Annotated in this window: 9 protein-coding genes; 2 read left to right on the top strand and 7 right to left on the bottom strand. The window is 67.2% G+C overall.

The window, feature by feature from the left end; all coding sequences use genetic code 11:
• Positions 1–125 precede the first annotated feature (125 nt).
• On the bottom strand, positions 126–1,655 hold the full coding sequence (gene murJ / locus ACQR1E_RS11385) for a murein biosynthesis integral membrane protein MurJ (protein WP_434897051.1): 1,530 nt from the start codon (positions 1,653–1,655) through the stop codon (positions 126–128).
• 276 nt (positions 1,656–1,931) lie between these two features.
• Between murJ and ACQR1E_RS11380 the strand changes: the two genes are divergently transcribed.
• Complete coding sequence (locus ACQR1E_RS11380; protein WP_434897050.1) at positions 1,932–2,420, top strand: HXXEE domain-containing protein; 489 nt, start codon at positions 1,932–1,934, stop codon at positions 2,418–2,420.
• Between the two features lie 524 nt (positions 2,421–2,944).
• Here ACQR1E_RS11380 and ACQR1E_RS11375 read toward each other — a convergent pair.
• Both ACQR1E_RS11375 and ACQR1E_RS11370 read right to left on the bottom strand, forming a co-directional pair.
• Positions 2,945–4,096, bottom strand: a complete 1,152-nt coding sequence (locus tag ACQR1E_RS11375) for a DegT/DnrJ/EryC1/StrS family aminotransferase (RefSeq protein WP_315768244.1) — start codon at positions 4,094–4,096, stop codon at positions 2,945–2,947.
• A 55-nt stretch (positions 4,097–4,151) separates the two neighbouring features.
• On the bottom strand, positions 4,152–5,159 hold the full coding sequence (locus ACQR1E_RS11370) for a Gfo/Idh/MocA family protein (RefSeq protein WP_315712777.1): 1,008 nt from the start codon (positions 5,157–5,159) through the stop codon (positions 4,152–4,154).
• Between the two features lie 360 nt (positions 5,160–5,519).
• Between ACQR1E_RS11370 and ACQR1E_RS11365 the strand changes: the two genes are divergently transcribed.
• Positions 5,520–6,230 (top strand): DUF1223 domain-containing protein, encoded by a 711-nt coding sequence (locus tag ACQR1E_RS11365; RefSeq protein WP_315768246.1) that lies wholly within the window; start codon positions 5,520–5,522, stop codon positions 6,228–6,230.
• Positions 6,231–6,237: 7 nt separating this feature from the next.
• Here ACQR1E_RS11365 and ACQR1E_RS11360 read toward each other — a convergent pair whose 3' ends face one another.
• The 4 genes from ACQR1E_RS11360 to ACQR1E_RS11345 form a co-directional block, all read right to left on the bottom strand.
• Positions 6,238–8,457, bottom strand: a complete 2,220-nt coding sequence (locus ACQR1E_RS11360; RefSeq protein WP_315768248.1) for a tetratricopeptide repeat protein — start codon at positions 8,455–8,457, stop codon at positions 6,238–6,240.
• An 84-nt stretch (positions 8,458–8,541) separates the two neighbouring features.
• The gene (locus tag ACQR1E_RS11355; protein ID WP_434897049.1) at positions 8,542–10,755 is read right to left on the bottom strand and encodes a tetratricopeptide repeat protein; all 2,214 of its coding nucleotides are present in this window, start codon (positions 10,753–10,755) and stop codon (positions 8,542–8,544) included.
• Positions 10,756–10,836: 81 nt separating this feature from the next.
• Positions 10,837–13,059 carry a tetratricopeptide repeat protein gene (locus ACQR1E_RS11350; RefSeq protein WP_434897048.1) on the bottom strand — a complete coding sequence of 741 codons (2,223 nt, stop codon included), beginning with the start codon at positions 13,057–13,059 and terminating at the stop codon, positions 10,837–10,839.
• Between the two features lie 70 nt (positions 13,060–13,129).
• Complete coding sequence (locus ACQR1E_RS11345; protein WP_315712782.1) at positions 13,130–14,542, bottom strand: mannose-1-phosphate guanylyltransferase/mannose-6-phosphate isomerase; 1,413 nt, start codon at positions 14,540–14,542, stop codon at positions 13,130–13,132.
• Positions 14,543–14,553 lie beyond the last annotated feature (11 nt).

The raw sequence follows: 14,553 nt of genomic DNA, 5'->3' as shown, positions 1-14,553 counted from the left end.
GCGACTATCGGACGGCATATTGCAGCGGAACGAAGACTCGCGCAAACGCCATATGGCCGCCCCTGGACCCACGCGCGGTCAACTCTCCGCAGGCATGCCACCAGCTCGATGCTGCAGCGCAAACGTCAGCGCCGCACCAGGGCCTTGAGCCAGCGCGGGCCGAACAGCACCAGAATGGCGCCGGCATAAATGACGGCCCCCACCACGATCAACAGGCCGAGAACGGCTTCGTCCTGCAAGCGGCCGAGCGAAGCGAGATGGGCCGATGCCACCAACGCTGTCGCCCACAGCGCCGCCGCGAGCACCACGCCGGTTCCGGCAAATTTCAGCAGCGACATGGTGAGCCGCCGATCGAACCGCAGATAGCCCTTGTGCACGGCGAAGCCGAGCACGAGCAGCAGGTTGATCCAGGCGCCGACGGCCGTCGCCAGCGCGAGGCCGACCTGGGCGAGCGAGCCCATCAGCAGCACCTTCAGCACGACGTTGGCGGTCAGCCCGGTGAGCGAGGCCTTCACCGGCGTGGCGGTGTCCTTGCGCGCGTAGAAGGTCGAGACCGCGCTGCGGATCATCACGAACGGAATGAGGCCGACGGCATAGGCGGCGAGCGTCGCACCGGCCGCCGCGGCATCGCCCTTGGTGAAGGCGCCGCGCGCGAACATCGCGCGCGTGATGACGTCGGGCACCGCGAGGAAGGCGGCGACGAACGGCACCGAGAACAGCAAGGTGAACTCGAAGGCGCGGCGCTGCTGCTCCATGGCCCCTTCATGATCGTTCGCGGTCAGCCGCCGCGACATTTCCGGCAGCAGCACGGTGCCGATGGCGATGCCGATCACGCCGATCGGCAACTGGTTGAGGCGGTCGGCATAATACAGCGCCGAGATCGCGCCGGCGGGGAGGAACGTCGCGATGATGGTGTCGGCGAACATCGCGACCTGCGTGCCCATCGAGCCCAGCGTCGCCGGCCCCAGCGCCTTGAAGAAGGCGCGGATGTCGTCGTCGAGCTTCAGCGGCGCAAAGCGCGGCAGGCCGCCATGGCGGGCGAGATCGCCGGCGAGCAGAAAATATTGCAGGAAGCCCGAGATCAGCACGCCCCAGGCCGCGGCATGACCGACGCCGGGGAAGAACGCCGCCAGCGCCAAGGTCGCCATCATCGCGAGATTGAGGAAGATCGACGCCGCCGCCGCGCTGGCGAAACGCTGCATCACGTTGAGCATGCCGCCATACAGCGTCACCAGCGTGATCAGCAGCAGATAGGGAAAGGTGATCCGCGTCAGCGTGATCGCCAGGTCCCGCTGCGCCGGATCGTCGGTGAAGCCGGGCGCCAGGATCGTCATCGCCTGCGGCATGAACACCCAGGCCAGGATCAGCAGCACGACCTGCGAGGCCAGCAGCAGGGTGAAGATGCGGTCGGCAAACAGGCTCGCCGAGGCCGGCCCCTTCTCGCCATGGACATGCGCATAGGCCGGCACGAAGGCCGCGTTGAACGCACCCTCGGCGAAGATCGCCCGGAAATGATTAGGCAGCCGGAACGCAATGAAGAACGCATCCGCCACCGGCCCGGCGCCGAGAATCGCCGCCAGCATGATGTCGCGGGCAAAGCCGGTGAGCCGAGACAGCAGCGTATAGCCGCCGACGGTGAAGATACGTCCGAGCATGGGGGGCTTCTAGAGCATTGGGGGGCGGGTTTGAAGCGGAGAACGCGGGCGATGCCTGCTTGGGGGTAAATTGTGGCGACCCGGTCGCGGCCCCCTCTCCCGACTTGCGGCCAGCGCCAGCACATATCGTCTCGGATCTTGCGCTCCGCCGGCTGGCAAGCATGCTCGGGCCGATGTCCGACCTCCGGTTCGCGGACACTTGAGACATGTCAAATGGGTCATGTCCCGACCAAGGTAGGCATGCAATGTGGCGTTGTTAGAAGCTTGGTTCCCAGAGTGAGCTACTCAACTCTCGCATGGTTCTTTGTGGCGGCAATTGCCGTTCACAACGCCGAAGAGGCCGTTTGGTTGCCGGGATGGTCGGCAACGGCTGGGAGATGGCACCATACCGTAGGAAGCAGTGAGTTTCGGTTTGCGTTGGCGGTGTTGACGCTGGTGGCAGCGGTCGCGGCCGTTCTCGCGAATTTGCAGGGCAAGCAAAGTCTCGGATCCTACTTGTTGTGTGGCTACGCACTGGCCATGCTGCTGAACGTCGCCGTCCCGCATGTTCTGTCGACACTGGCGATGCGCCGCTATGCGCCGGGGACTGCAACTGCAGTGCTCATCAATTTGCCGGTCACCGCCACGCTGCTGCGAACGGCGTTGGCGGAGGGCTACATTGACAGCGGCACGTTCGTTTGGGCCGGACCGCTGGTCGTGATTGCCATCGTTGCCCTCATCCCTGTTCTCTTCAGAGCTGGCCGAGTGATCAACGGTTCGCGGTAGCCAACGATCTTTCGCTCAGCCCGTAGGGCCGATTAGTACTCCGGATGTCGATGCGCTCATCGGGGCGAGGCTTGCTGCGAGCACGCAACTCACCGCCGTCATTGCGAGGAGCGTCAGCGACGAAGCAATCCAGAGTCGCACGCTGGGCTCTGGACTGCTTCCGCCGTCGCCCTTCGGGCTATGGCGGACAAGTCGCTTCACTCGCAATGACGATGAGTGTGCCGATGCGGCGTCAGCACGAACAACACCGGAGAAGGCGCCAGATGCGTGCCAAGCACTCCGCTGTCATCCCGGACAAGCCGGCCGACGCGAAGCGGCGGCGGGCGCTGATCCGGGATCCATACGCCGTGCGGCCGATGGGGCGCGTGGATCGGGCCGCCTGCCCGTTTCAGAGATCACGCGGTATGGGTCCCGGCGTTCGCCGGGACGACAGTGTGATTTGGGGCTGCCAACGGGGCAGATCGCCCGCCGGCGCTGTGAGCCGCGCCGCAGCAAGCGGCGTGACGTCAAGGATGCGTAAGGCCTCAGGCCCGGACTGCGCCGCGGACGACGTCGATGATGCGCCCTTGCGTCGGCTCGTCGAGATAGGCGTGCATCGGCAGGCTGATGACATCGCTGGACAGCTGCTCGCTGACCGGCAGGCCGCCATCGGCGCTCGGGAAGATGCGGTAGGCGGTCTGCTGATGCATCGATTTCGGATAGTAGATCGCGGTCGGAATGCCCTGCGCCTTCAGCGCGGCAGCGAAGGTGTCGCGGTCGACGCCCTTGGGCAGGCGGATGGTGTATTGCGCCCAGACCGAGGTGCAGCCCTCGGCGAGGCGCGGCACCTTCACGACGTCGGCCAGCGCCGCGGTGTAGCGCTCGGCCACCGCGTTGCGCGCGGCGATCTCGTCCTCGAAGATCTTGAGCTTCTCGATCAGCACCGCAGCCTGGATGGTGTCGAGCCGCGCGGTGAGGCCGAGGCGGACATTGTCGTATTTGTCGCTGCCGCCACCATGGGCGCGCACGCTGCGCAGCCGCTCCAAGAGGCCAGCATCGTCGGTGAGGATGGCGCCGCCGTCGCCGAAGCAGCCGAGCGGCTTGGCCGGATAGAAGCTGGTGGCGGTCGCGAGCCCGAAGGTGCCGATGCGGCGGCCCTTGTAGCTGGCACCAAAACCTTGGGCGGCGTCGTCGAGCACGAACAGGCCTTCGGCTTGCGCGATCGCGGCGACCGAATCGTGGTCGGCGCTCTGCCCGAACAGATCGACCGGGATCACAGCCTTCGGCTTCAGGCCGAGCCGCTTCGCGGTGGCGATGCCGCGGCGGAGCGAGGCCGGATCGATGTTGAAGGTGTCCTCCAGCACGTCGACGAACACCGGCGTGGCGCCGGTCAGTGCCACCGCCTCGCCGGTGGCGCAGAAGGTGAAGGACGGGCACAGCACCGCGTCGCCGGGGCCGATACCCTGGGCCATCAGCACCATCAGCAGCGCGTCGGTGCCGCTGGAGCAGCTCACGGCGTATTTGGCGCCGCAGAATTCAGCCAGCTCCTTCTCGAGCTGGATGATTTCGGGGCCGCCGAGAAACTGGCAATGCGCGAGCACGCGGGCGACGGCGTCATCGAGCGACTTGCCGAGCCGCTGGCGCTGCGCGGCGGTGTCGATGAACGGAATGGGCTGATGACGCAGGTGCTGGTTCATGAGCTCTGACACATGTTCGCAAACGGAAATGAGGATGAAGCGAAGGCCGGGCCGGCTAGCCGGCCGCGCGCAGCTTGGTGGCGGCGGCCTCGGCCGGGCGATGGCTCGAGGTTTCCAGGCACTGCGTGGCGATCGCCAGACTCGCGACGCCCTCGTCGCCGGTGACGGCGGGCGACGTGCCCGAGCGCACCGCATGCAGGAACGCGATCAGCTCGGCGCGGAGAGGCTCGTCATGGCCGACCGGGAGATGCCGCATCGAGTAGCTGCCGTCCGGCTTGAAGCCGAAGCATTCGGTGACCTGGCGGGTGAGCAGGTCGCCCATGATGTACTTGCCGCGCGTCGCCACGGTGACGTTGCGCGCCTTGAACGGCGTCAGCCAGTTGGTGTTGATGTGGGCCAACACGCCCGATGCGGTGCGGAACTGCAGAAGCGCGATGTCCTCGCGCTCGGCGACCGCGCTGGAGAGCTGCGGCTGCACCTCGATGATGTCGGACTCGGTGAACCAGCGGATCAGGTCGATGTCGTGCACGGCGAGGTCGATGACGACGCCGACATTGGACATGCGCGGCGGGAACGGGCCGACGCGGGTGATCGCGATCGACAGGATATCCTCGCCGGCGATCGCCTTCTTGATCGCGGCAACCGCCGGATTGAAGCGCTCGACATGGCCGATCATCAGGGTGACGCCGGCGCGGTGCGCGGCCGAGACGATCTCCTTGCCTTCCTCGACCGTGGAGGCGATCGGCTTCTCGACGAGCAGATGCACCTTGCGGGCGATGCAGGCGAGCGCGAGCTCGTGATGCAGATGGGTCGGCGCGGCGATCGTCACGGCGTCGACGCCCTCGGCGACGAGCTCATCGAGCGTCTCGAAGGTCGGGCAGTTCGCAAGCTCGGTGACGCGGCTGCGATGCGCCGGCAGCGGATCGACGACGCCGACGAGGTGCACGTCGGGCAGACCGGCGAGCACGCGGGCATGATTGCTGCCCATCACGCCGGCTCCGATCACGCCGACTCGCAGCGCCTGCCTCAGCTCGGCCTTGTGGCCCGCCCCCTTGGAACTCATGTCATCGACCCCATCAATGTCCCCGGATTGCGACGTCACGGATTGGCCGCAACGGTTAACGAACGGCAAATCACCGGTCGAAGCTCTCCTAGCATGCCGCTTGAAGCGAGGCGAATGCGGAAACCCTTTTCAGGACACGATTTGATTCAGAAAGTTACATCGGGTGCGGACGAAAAGCGCTGTCTCTTGAACGGCGTGCACGATGCCCTTCACGTGTGGCGAGCGCCCTGCTCACGCGTCACGACAGGCCGCGAAGGTAACCGTCGATGCGTCTTCACGCCTGCGTGTTGGCTACGGCAGGAGGTAACACGGTGGAGCCCGCCGGCGAAGGAGATCACGTCACATCGCGGGAGAACACCCATGACCCTCAGCCTCGCCTCGCTCCGCTACGCCTCATCCTTCGCCGTGCTGCTCGCCTCGCTTGCCCCGTGGTCGCCGTCGGCGGCCGCGGTGGATCGGCCCGTCGTCATCGAGCTCTTCACCTCGCAGGGCTGCTCCTCCTGCCCGCCTGCAAATGCCTATCTGAACGAGCTGGTGCGGCAGCGCCGCGACGTGCTGCCGCTCGCCTTTCACGTCACCTATTGGGACCGGCTGGGCTGGAAGGATCCGTTCTCGCTGCCGGCCGCCACCGACCGCCAGGCCCGCTACGGCAGCCGCTTCGGCGACGGCTCCTACACGCCGGAGATCGTCGTCGACGGGGTGACGGGTCATGTCGGCTCCAACAGGGCCGAGGTGGGAGCCGCGATCAATCGCGCCAGGGGCGCGAGCGCGACGGCGGCGCGGCTCAAGCTCGCACGCAATGGCGACAGGCTCACGGTCGAGGTCGGCGGCGGTGAAGGACGCGGACGCCTCCTCCTGGTCGGCTTCGATCATCGGCATGAAACGGCGATCCGCCGCGGCGAGAATGGCGGCCGCACGCTGGAGGAGCTCAACGTGGTGCGCTCGGTGCGCACGCTGGCAGATTGGAGCGGCGCCGCGCTGCGCCTCACCGAGCCGATGCCGGAGGGCGAGGATGCCGCCGTGATTCTCGAAGCGGCGGACGGGCGCATCGTCGGCGCGGCGCGATTGTAGTATGCGGTCAGGAGGAGGCGCAGTACCGGTGCCAGAACTGGCGGTAGCCCTCCTCCACCTTGCGCGTGTAGGTCTCGACATTGCCGGCGGCCGAGTTGGCAACCATGGCCGGCAGTTCAGCACGCAGCTTCGCCAGCGTCGCGGGTGCGGCAGCATATTTCAGCGCGATGGCGATGTAGCCGTCATCGTCGGAGGCCACGAAGTCGCCGAGCCCGACCGCCGTGTTGATCGCCGCGGCCGCGCGCGCCGCCGCGCCGTGGCCGAGCTTGGCGATGACGGGGACGCCGGCCTGCAGCGACTCCCAGGTGCTGACGCCGCCGTTCTGCGGGAACGGGTCGAGCGACATGTCGATGCCTGCGAACTGCGCGATGTGCTGGTCGCGCGTCGACAGGCCGAGGCAGGTGATGCGCTCCTGCGCGATGCCATGCGCCACGAACCGCGCGACGAGACCGTCGCGCAGCAAGGGCGCATCGAGCGCGCCGTTCTTGACGACGATCCGCGAGCCCGGCAGCGCGCCCATCAGGCGGGACCAGAGCGCGAGCGCAGGCTCGGAGATCTTGTCGATCCGGTTGAAGACGCCGAACGTGACGGTGCCGTTGCGCAGCATCGGCAGCGGCGTCGGCTGCCATCCCGGCAAGGGATCGGTGGTGATCACGGCCGGCAGATCATAGACCCGCTCGGCAAACAGCGGACGCACAGCCTCCGGCACGGTCACCGGATCGGCGAAGAAGTAGTCGATGGTCGGAAGCCCCGTGCCGGTGCCGCTGCCCCACGCCGTGACCTGCACCGGCGCCGGCTTGCGCGCGAACACCGGCAACCGGTTGCCGGCGGAATGGCCGGAGAGGTCGACGAGGATATCGACCTGATCGGCCTCGATACGGTCGCTCAGTTCCTCATCGGACATCTGCCAGGCGTCGACCCAGAGGTCGGCGGCAGAACGGCATCGCTCGGTCGTGCCATCCTGCAGCGGCGAGCAGGAATAGCAGACGACCCTGAACGCCTGATGGTCGTGGTGGCGCAGGACCGGCAGGAACACCAGGGCAGCCGAGTGATTCCTGAAATCGGACGAGACGTAGCCGATGGTGAGCCGCCGCTCCGGATCGCGGTCGCGGACCGGCGGCGGCCGGCGCGTGATCTTGCTGCCGATCCTGGTCCACCATTCCCGGCGTACCGCCTGATGCTGAGCGAAATCGGTATCCGGCATGAAGTCGAGCAGGAAGATCTTCGCGGTAATCGCATCACCGAAATCCGGCTTGATCTCGAGCGCACGCTCGAAGTGCTGCAAGGCCGTCGCGAGATCGCCCTGCTTGCAGAAGCATTCTCCGAGCCAGGTCCAGGCAACCTCCGACTGCGGGTTCTGCTCCAGCACCTTGCGGCAGGCATCCATCGCCGGCGCGATATTGTCCTTGATGGCGCTGAGCTGCGCGAAGCCCAGGAGCGCGACGTCCAGCCGCGGATCGAGCGCCAGCGCGGCCTCGAAATCGGGCATCGCCTTGTCGAAACGTCCGGCCTGCTGATGCAGCCGGCCGCGCTGCGCCAGCACCTGCGCGGCGTTGGGTTTGATCGCAAGCGCGGCGTCGAATGCCGCGAGCGCCTCGTCGGAATGGCGGAGATTGATGCTGGCGAGTCCCTTGCCGAACATCGCCTCCATGTGACGCGGGTTGAGCGACAACGCGCGATCGAAGCTCGCATTGGCCTCTGCATTGCGGGCGAGCGGAAGCAGCGCCATGCCGCGATTGCAATAGGCGTCGGCATAGTCGGGCTTGAGCGCGATCGCCCGGTCATGCGCGGTGATCGCCTCCTCCGGCCGCCCCAGGCGCATCAGCGTGTTGCCGAGGCCCGTGAGCGCCACGAGCAGATTCGGCTTCAGCGCGATCGCCCGTTCCTGGCATTTGCGCGCCTCGTCGAAGCGCTTGCGGTTGAACAGCGCGAGACCGAGATTGGAGAGCGCCTCGGCATGCCGCGGCTCGATCTCCACGGCCCTGGTCAGGGCCTGCTCGGCGAGGTCGAGCTGGCCGCCGTCGAGCGCCGTGACACCGAGCAGGTGCAGCGCATCGAAATGGTCGGGAAGCAGTGCCAGAATCTGGCCGCAGATCGCCTGCGTCTCGGCGTGACGGCCGGCACGATACGCCGCCACGGCGCGCGGCATGAGCTCATCGGCCTGCTTACGATGCTTCTTCTGCAATCTCGCATTCTGGAAGGCACGAGAGCCGACATTGCTTGCCAAAAGACTTGCCTCCATGAGGAGCGTGCAGATCGCGGGAACGCGGTGAACTCACATGCGGCACGAGCGGATGCCGCGACACAAGAACTATCCGGCGCAATGGCGGCGCCAGAACAGGCGATAACCCTCCTCGACCTTGCGCGCGTAGGTCTCGACATTGCCCGCGGCCGAGCCTGCGACCATCGCCGGCAGAGCAGCCCGCAGCCTGGCGAGCTCCGCCGGCCGAGAGGCCCACTTCGCGGCGAGCGCAACATAGCCCTCGTCGTCCTCGGCCACGAACTCGCCGAGCCCGACCGCCGTGACGATCGCGGCTGCGGCGCGCGACGCCGCGCTGCAGCCGAGCCTGGCGATGACCGGCACGCCGGCCTGCAGCGATTCCCAGGTGCTGACGCCGCCGTTCTGCGGGAACGGATCGAGCGAGATGTCGACCTCGGCAAACTGCGCGATCTGCTGCTCGCGCGTCGACCAGCCGAGGCAGACGACCCGCTCCGGCGCGACACCATGGGCGGCGAAGCGCGCCAGGAGACGATCGCGCAACAAGGGATCATCGAGCGAGCTGCTCTTGATCACGATGCGCGAGTCCGGCAGCTGTTGCATGATGCGGGTCCAGACGATCAGCGCAGCGTCGGAGATCTTGTCGAGCCGATTGAACACGCCGAAGCTGACAAAGCCGTTGTTGAGCATCGGCAGCGGTGTCGGCGCGATGTCCGGCAACGCTTCGGTGGTGATCACCGCCGGCAGGTCGTAGACCTGCTCGGCGAACAGATGACGCACGGCGTCGGGCACCGTCACCGGATCGGCCAGGAAGTAGTCGATGGTCGGCAGGCCGGTGCCGGTGCCGCTGCCCCAGGCCGTGACCTGGACAGGTGCGGGCTTGCGGGCAAACAGCGGCAGCCGGTTGCCGGCGGAGTGGCCGGAGAGATCGACCAGGATATCGACGCCATCGGCCGTGATGCGGTCGGCGAGTTCGTCGTCCGACATCTGCACGGCGTCGACCCAGAGATCGGCGCAGGCCCGGAACTGCGCGGTCACACTGTCCTGCACCGGCGAGCAGGCGTAGCAGACGATCGCGAAATTCTGCGGGTCGCGATGCCTGAGTACCGGCAGGAATGTCAGCGCGGCCGAATGATTGCGGAAGTCGGACGAGACGTACCCGATCGTCAGGCGCCGTTCCGGGTCGAGATCGCGCTTGGCCGCCGGCCGGCGCGGGATGTCGGCGCCGATCCGCTGCCACCATTCGCGCCGCGCCGCCTGCTGGAGCGCGAAATCGGCCTCCGGCATGAACTCGAGCGTGAAGATCTTGGCGGTCATCGCCTCGGCGAAATCGGGCCTGATCTCGAGGGCGCGATCGAAATGTGCGACGGCCGAGGCGACCTCGCCCTGCTTGCCATAGCAGACGCCGAGCCACAGCCAGGCCTCCTCGGAGCGCGGATTCTGCTCCAGCACCTTGCGGCAGGCGTCGACGGATTGGGCGACGTCCTTGAAATGGCCGAGCTGGGCCTTGCCGAGCAACGCCATCTCCAGCATCGGATCACGCGCCAGCGCCGCCTCGTAGTCCGCCTTCGCCTGGTCGAAACGCCCGGCCATCTGATGCAGCCGGCCGCGCTGGGCGAGCACTTGCGGTGCACCGGGCTTGATGGCGAGCGCCGCATCGAAGGCCGCGAGCGCCTCGGTCACGTGACGCAGATTGATGCTGGCGAGCCCCTTGCCGAACATCGCCTCCATGTGGCGCGGATTGAGCGACAGCGCGCGGTCGAAGCTCTCGTTGGCCTCCGCGTTGCGACCGAGCGGAAGCAGCGCCATGCCGCGGTTGCAATAGGCGTCGGCATAGTCGGGCTTGAGCGCGATCGCGCGGTCATGCGCCGCGATCGCCTCGCCCGGCAGGCCGAGCCGCATCAGCGTGTTGCCGAGACCCGTCTGCGCGACCACGAGGGCTGGCTTCAGCGCAATCGCCCGCTCCTGGCACTTGCGCGCCTCCTCGAAGCGCTTGCGGTTGAACAGCGCGAGACCGAGATTGGAGAGCGCCTCGGCATTCCGCGGCTCGATCTCCACGGCCCTGGTCAGCGCCTGCTCGGCGAGATCGATCTGGCCACCGTCGAGCGCCGTCACGCCGAGCAGATGCAGGGCATCGAAATGGTCCGGCAGCAACGCCAGGATCTGGCCGCAGATCGCCTGGGCCTCGGCCCGCCGCCCGCCGCGATAGGCGGCGACGGCCGCGGGCATCAGCGCATCGGCCTGCTTGCGGTGCTTCTTCTGCAGCCTCGCATTCTGAAACGCACGGGAACCGACATCGCTTGCCAAAGACGGCCTCCGAATAACGCGTGGATCTACATATCGGGCTTGTTCACGCGCGACCTTGCTTCAGGCCGCGACGGATGGGCCTCAGCCGCCAGTAGCGCAATAGCGGCGCCAGAACTGGCGATACCCCTCCTCGACCTTGCGCGTGTAGGTCTCGACGTTGCCGGCGGCCGAGTTGGCCACCCGCATCGGCAGCTCCGCACGGAGCTGAGCGAGCTCGGCCGGCCGCGCCGCGTGCTTCAGGGCGATCGCAATGTACCCCTCGTCGTCCTCGGCCACCCAGTCGTCGAGCCCGATCGCCTTGACGATCGCGCCGCCGGCCCGCGACGCTGCACTGTTGCCGAGCTTGGCAACCACGGGAACGCCGGCCTGCAGCGATTCCCAGGTGCTGACGCCGCCATTCTGCGGGAACGGATCGAGCGAGATGTCGATGTTGGCGAACGCCGCGATGTGCTCATGGCGCATCGAAGCGCCGAGACAGGTGAGGCGGCTCTCGCCGACGCCGTGCGCGGCGAAGCGGGCGATCAGCGTGTCGCGCAGGAATGCATCCTCCAGCGCGCCGTTCTTGATGACGACGCGGGCGTCCGGCAACGCTTGGAGCAGCGCCGACCACACCCTCAGCACCTCGTCGGAGATCTTGTCGACGCGGTTGAAGACACCGAAGGTGACGTAGCCGTTGCGCAGCATCGGCAGCGGCGTCGGCTGCGCGTCTGGCAGCGGATCCGTGGTGATCAGCGCCGGAAGATCGTAGACCTGCTCGGCAAACAGCGGCCGCACCGCCGCCGGCACCGTCACCGGATCGGCAAAGAAGTAGTCCATCGTGGGCAATCCCGTGCCGGTCGCATTGCCCCATGCGGTGACCTGGATCGGCGCGGGCTTGCGGGCGAACACGGTGAGCCGGTTGCCGGCAGAATGACCGGAGAGATCGACCAGAATGTCGACATGGTCGGCCTGGATGCGATCGGCCAACTCATCGTCGGAGAGCTGAGATCCGTCGACCCAGCCGTCGGCCGCCGCCTTGCACTGCTCGGTGACCGAATCGACCAGCGGCGAGCACGAGTAGCAGATGACCTTGAACGCCGCGTGGTCGTGATGGCGCAGCACCGGAAGGAAGGTCAGCGCGGCCGAATGGCTGCGGAAGTCGGACGACACGTAACCGACCGTGATGCGGCGATCCGGATCACGGTCGATGGCGGCGAGCTGGCGCTGCGAGATATGCGCGCCGATCCGCTCCCACCATTCGCGGCGGACGGCCTGATGCACGGCGACGTCGGCGCCGGGATAGAAATCGAGCGCGAAGATCTTCTTCATCATTGCATCCTCGAAATCCGGCTTGATCTCGAGGGCGCGGTCGAAGTGCTGGATGGCGCCGGCCGTGTCGCCCTGCTTCGCCAGGCACGTGCCGAGCCAGATCAGCGCGACCTCCGACGCCGGATTCTGCTCCAGCACCCGCTTGCAGGCCAGCATCGCCGGAGCGATCCGCTCGGTGAGCACGCAGACATGCGCCTTGCCAAGCAGCGCCGCCTCGAGCCCGGGGTCGGTCGCCAGCGCGGCATCGAAATCGGCCTCGGCCTCGGCGAACCGTCCCATCTGCACATAGAGGCGGCCACGCTGCGCGATGACGGCCGCCGTGCCCGGCTTCATGGCAAGCGCGGCGTTGAAGGCGGCGAGCGCCTGCTCGAGGTGCCGCAGATTGACGCTGACCAACCCCTTGCCGAAGGTCGCCTGCATGTGCCGCGGCGCCAGCGCCAAGGCGCGGTCGAAGCTCAGTCTCGCCTCCTCGTTGCGCAGCAGGAGCAGTTGCGCCATGCCGCGATTGCAGTAGGCGTCGGCGAAGTCGGGCTTCAGCGCGATGGCGCGGTCATGCACCTCGATCGCCTGCGCGAACAGCTGCATGTTCATCAGGGTGTTGCCGAGGCTCGTCAGCGCCGTGGCGAAATTGGGCTTGAGCGCGACGGCGCGCTCCTGCACCGCGCGCGCCTCCTCGTAGCGCTTCATGCTGAACAGCACGAGGCCGAGATTGGCCAGGGCCTCGGCATTGCGCGGCTCCACCGCGACGGCGCGGGTCAGGGCCTGCTCGGCGAGGTCGAGCCGACCGCTGTCGAGCGCGGAGGCGCCGAGAAGGTGAAGGGCGTCGAAATGATCGGGCACGAGGGCCAGCGCCTGACCGCAGATGGCCTGGGCGTCGGCATGCCGGCCCGACCGGTAGGCCTCGACGGCCTTCGGCAGCAGGCCGTCGGCCTGCTTGCGGTTCTTCTTCTGCAGGCGCGCGTTCTGGAACGCGCGCGATCCGATCGTGCTTTGCAAGGAAGCTCTCCGGCGGACGACGTCCGGGGCTATCTAGCACGGCTCGCGTGATTCGCGGCGAGACCCCGCCCTACTCGCGGCGGTAATCGTCCTCGATGCGGATGATGTCGTCCTCGCCGAGATAGGACCCGGTCTGGACCTCGATCAGTTCCAGCAGGATCTTGCCCGGGTTCTCCAGCCGGTGCACCGCGCCCATCGGAATGTAGATCGATTCGTTCTCGTGCACGGTCTTGACCGTCTCGTTGATGGTGACCCGCGCCGCGCCGCGCACTACGATCCAGTGCTCGGAGCGGTGATAGTGCTTCTGCAGCGACAGCCGCTGGCCGGGCTTGACGATGATGCGCTTGACCTGATGACGCTCGCCATTGTCGACCGACTGATAGCTGCCCCAGGGCCGATGCACCTTGATGTGCGCCTCGGTCACTTCGGGCGCGACGGTCTTGAGCTTGGCGACCAGCCGCTTCAACCCGTTGGCATCGCGCTGGCGCGAGACCAGCACGGCATCCTGCGCCGCCACCACGACGAGATCATCGACGCCCTCGAGCGCGACCAGCGCCTTGTCGGTGACCACGTTGCAGTTGCGGGAATCCTCGAACACGGCGGTGCCGCGCGCGGCATTGCCCTGCCCGTCCTTGTCGGACAGTTCCCAGACCGCATGCCAGGAGCCGACATCAGACCAGCCGCACGACACCGCCACCACGGCGGCACGTTCGGTCTTTTCCATCACGGCATAGTCGATCGAGATCGGCTTGGCCGCCGCGAAGGCATCGGAGTCCAGGATGATGAAGCCGAGGTCGCGGCCGGCCTTGGAGACAGCGTCGATCACCGTCTGCACGCTGCCCGCATCGAACTTGCGGTATTCATCGAGCAGGACCGATGCGCGGAACATGAAGTTGCCGCTGTTCCAGAGATAGCCTTCGCGAATGTAGCGCTCGGCGGTCGGCTGATCCGGCTTCTCGACGAATTTCGCGACGGCCCGCACTTCCCCGGATACCGATGCACCCGGGCTGATATAGCCATATTCGGTGGCCGCGCGCTCCGGATTGACGCCGAAGGTGACGATGCGGCCGGCCTCGGCGGCCGCGAGCCCCTGCCGGCACGCCGCGAGAAAAGCGGGGGTGTCACGGACGACGTGATCGGCCGCGAGGGCCAGCACGACAGCGTCCTGATGGCGCGACTGGGCGAACGCCGCTCCGGCGGCGATGGCCGGGCCCGAATCGCGCCGCATCGGCTCCAGCAGGATGTCGGCCTCGATGCCGATCTCGGCCAGTTGCTCCAGCACCATGAAGCGATAGGCCAGATTGGTGATGATGATCGGCCGCTCGAAGAGATCGGCATCGGAGACGCGCAGCAGCGTGTCCTGGAACGTGGAACGGGCGCCGAACAGCGGCAGGAACTGCTTCGGCCTGACCTCGCGCGAGGCCGGCCAGAGCCGGGTCCCGGCGCCGCCGCACATGATGAGAGGAATGATGCGTCCGGTCATGAATCAACCCG

This window comes from Bradyrhizobium sp. HKCCYLRH1030 (assembly GCF_051168395.1).
Lineage (GTDB): Bacteria > Pseudomonadota > Alphaproteobacteria > Rhizobiales > Xanthobacteraceae > Bradyrhizobium.
Note: the sequence above shows the minus strand (reverse complement) of the source record. Positions and strands in the feature narration are given on the sequence as shown.

Coding starts and splice junctions, on each gene's coding strand:
- ACQR1E_RS11345 (WP_315712782.1), bottom strand. CDS start 14,542: ATGACCGGACGCATCATTCCTCTCATCATGTGCGGCGGCGCCGGGACC.
- ACQR1E_RS11370 (WP_315712777.1), bottom strand. CDS start 5,159: ATGAGTTCCAAGGGGGCGGGCCACAAGGCCGAGCTGAGGCAGGCGCTG.
- ACQR1E_RS11375 (WP_315768244.1), bottom strand. CDS start 4,096: ATGAACCAGCACCTGCGTCATCAGCCCATTCCGTTCATCGACACCGCC.
- murJ (WP_434897051.1), bottom strand. CDS start 1,655: ATGCTCGGACGTATCTTCACCGTCGGCGGCTATACGCTGCTGTCTCGG.
- ACQR1E_RS11365 (WP_315768246.1), top strand. CDS start 5,520: ATGACCCTCAGCCTCGCCTCGCTCCGCTACGCCTCATCCTTCGCCGTG.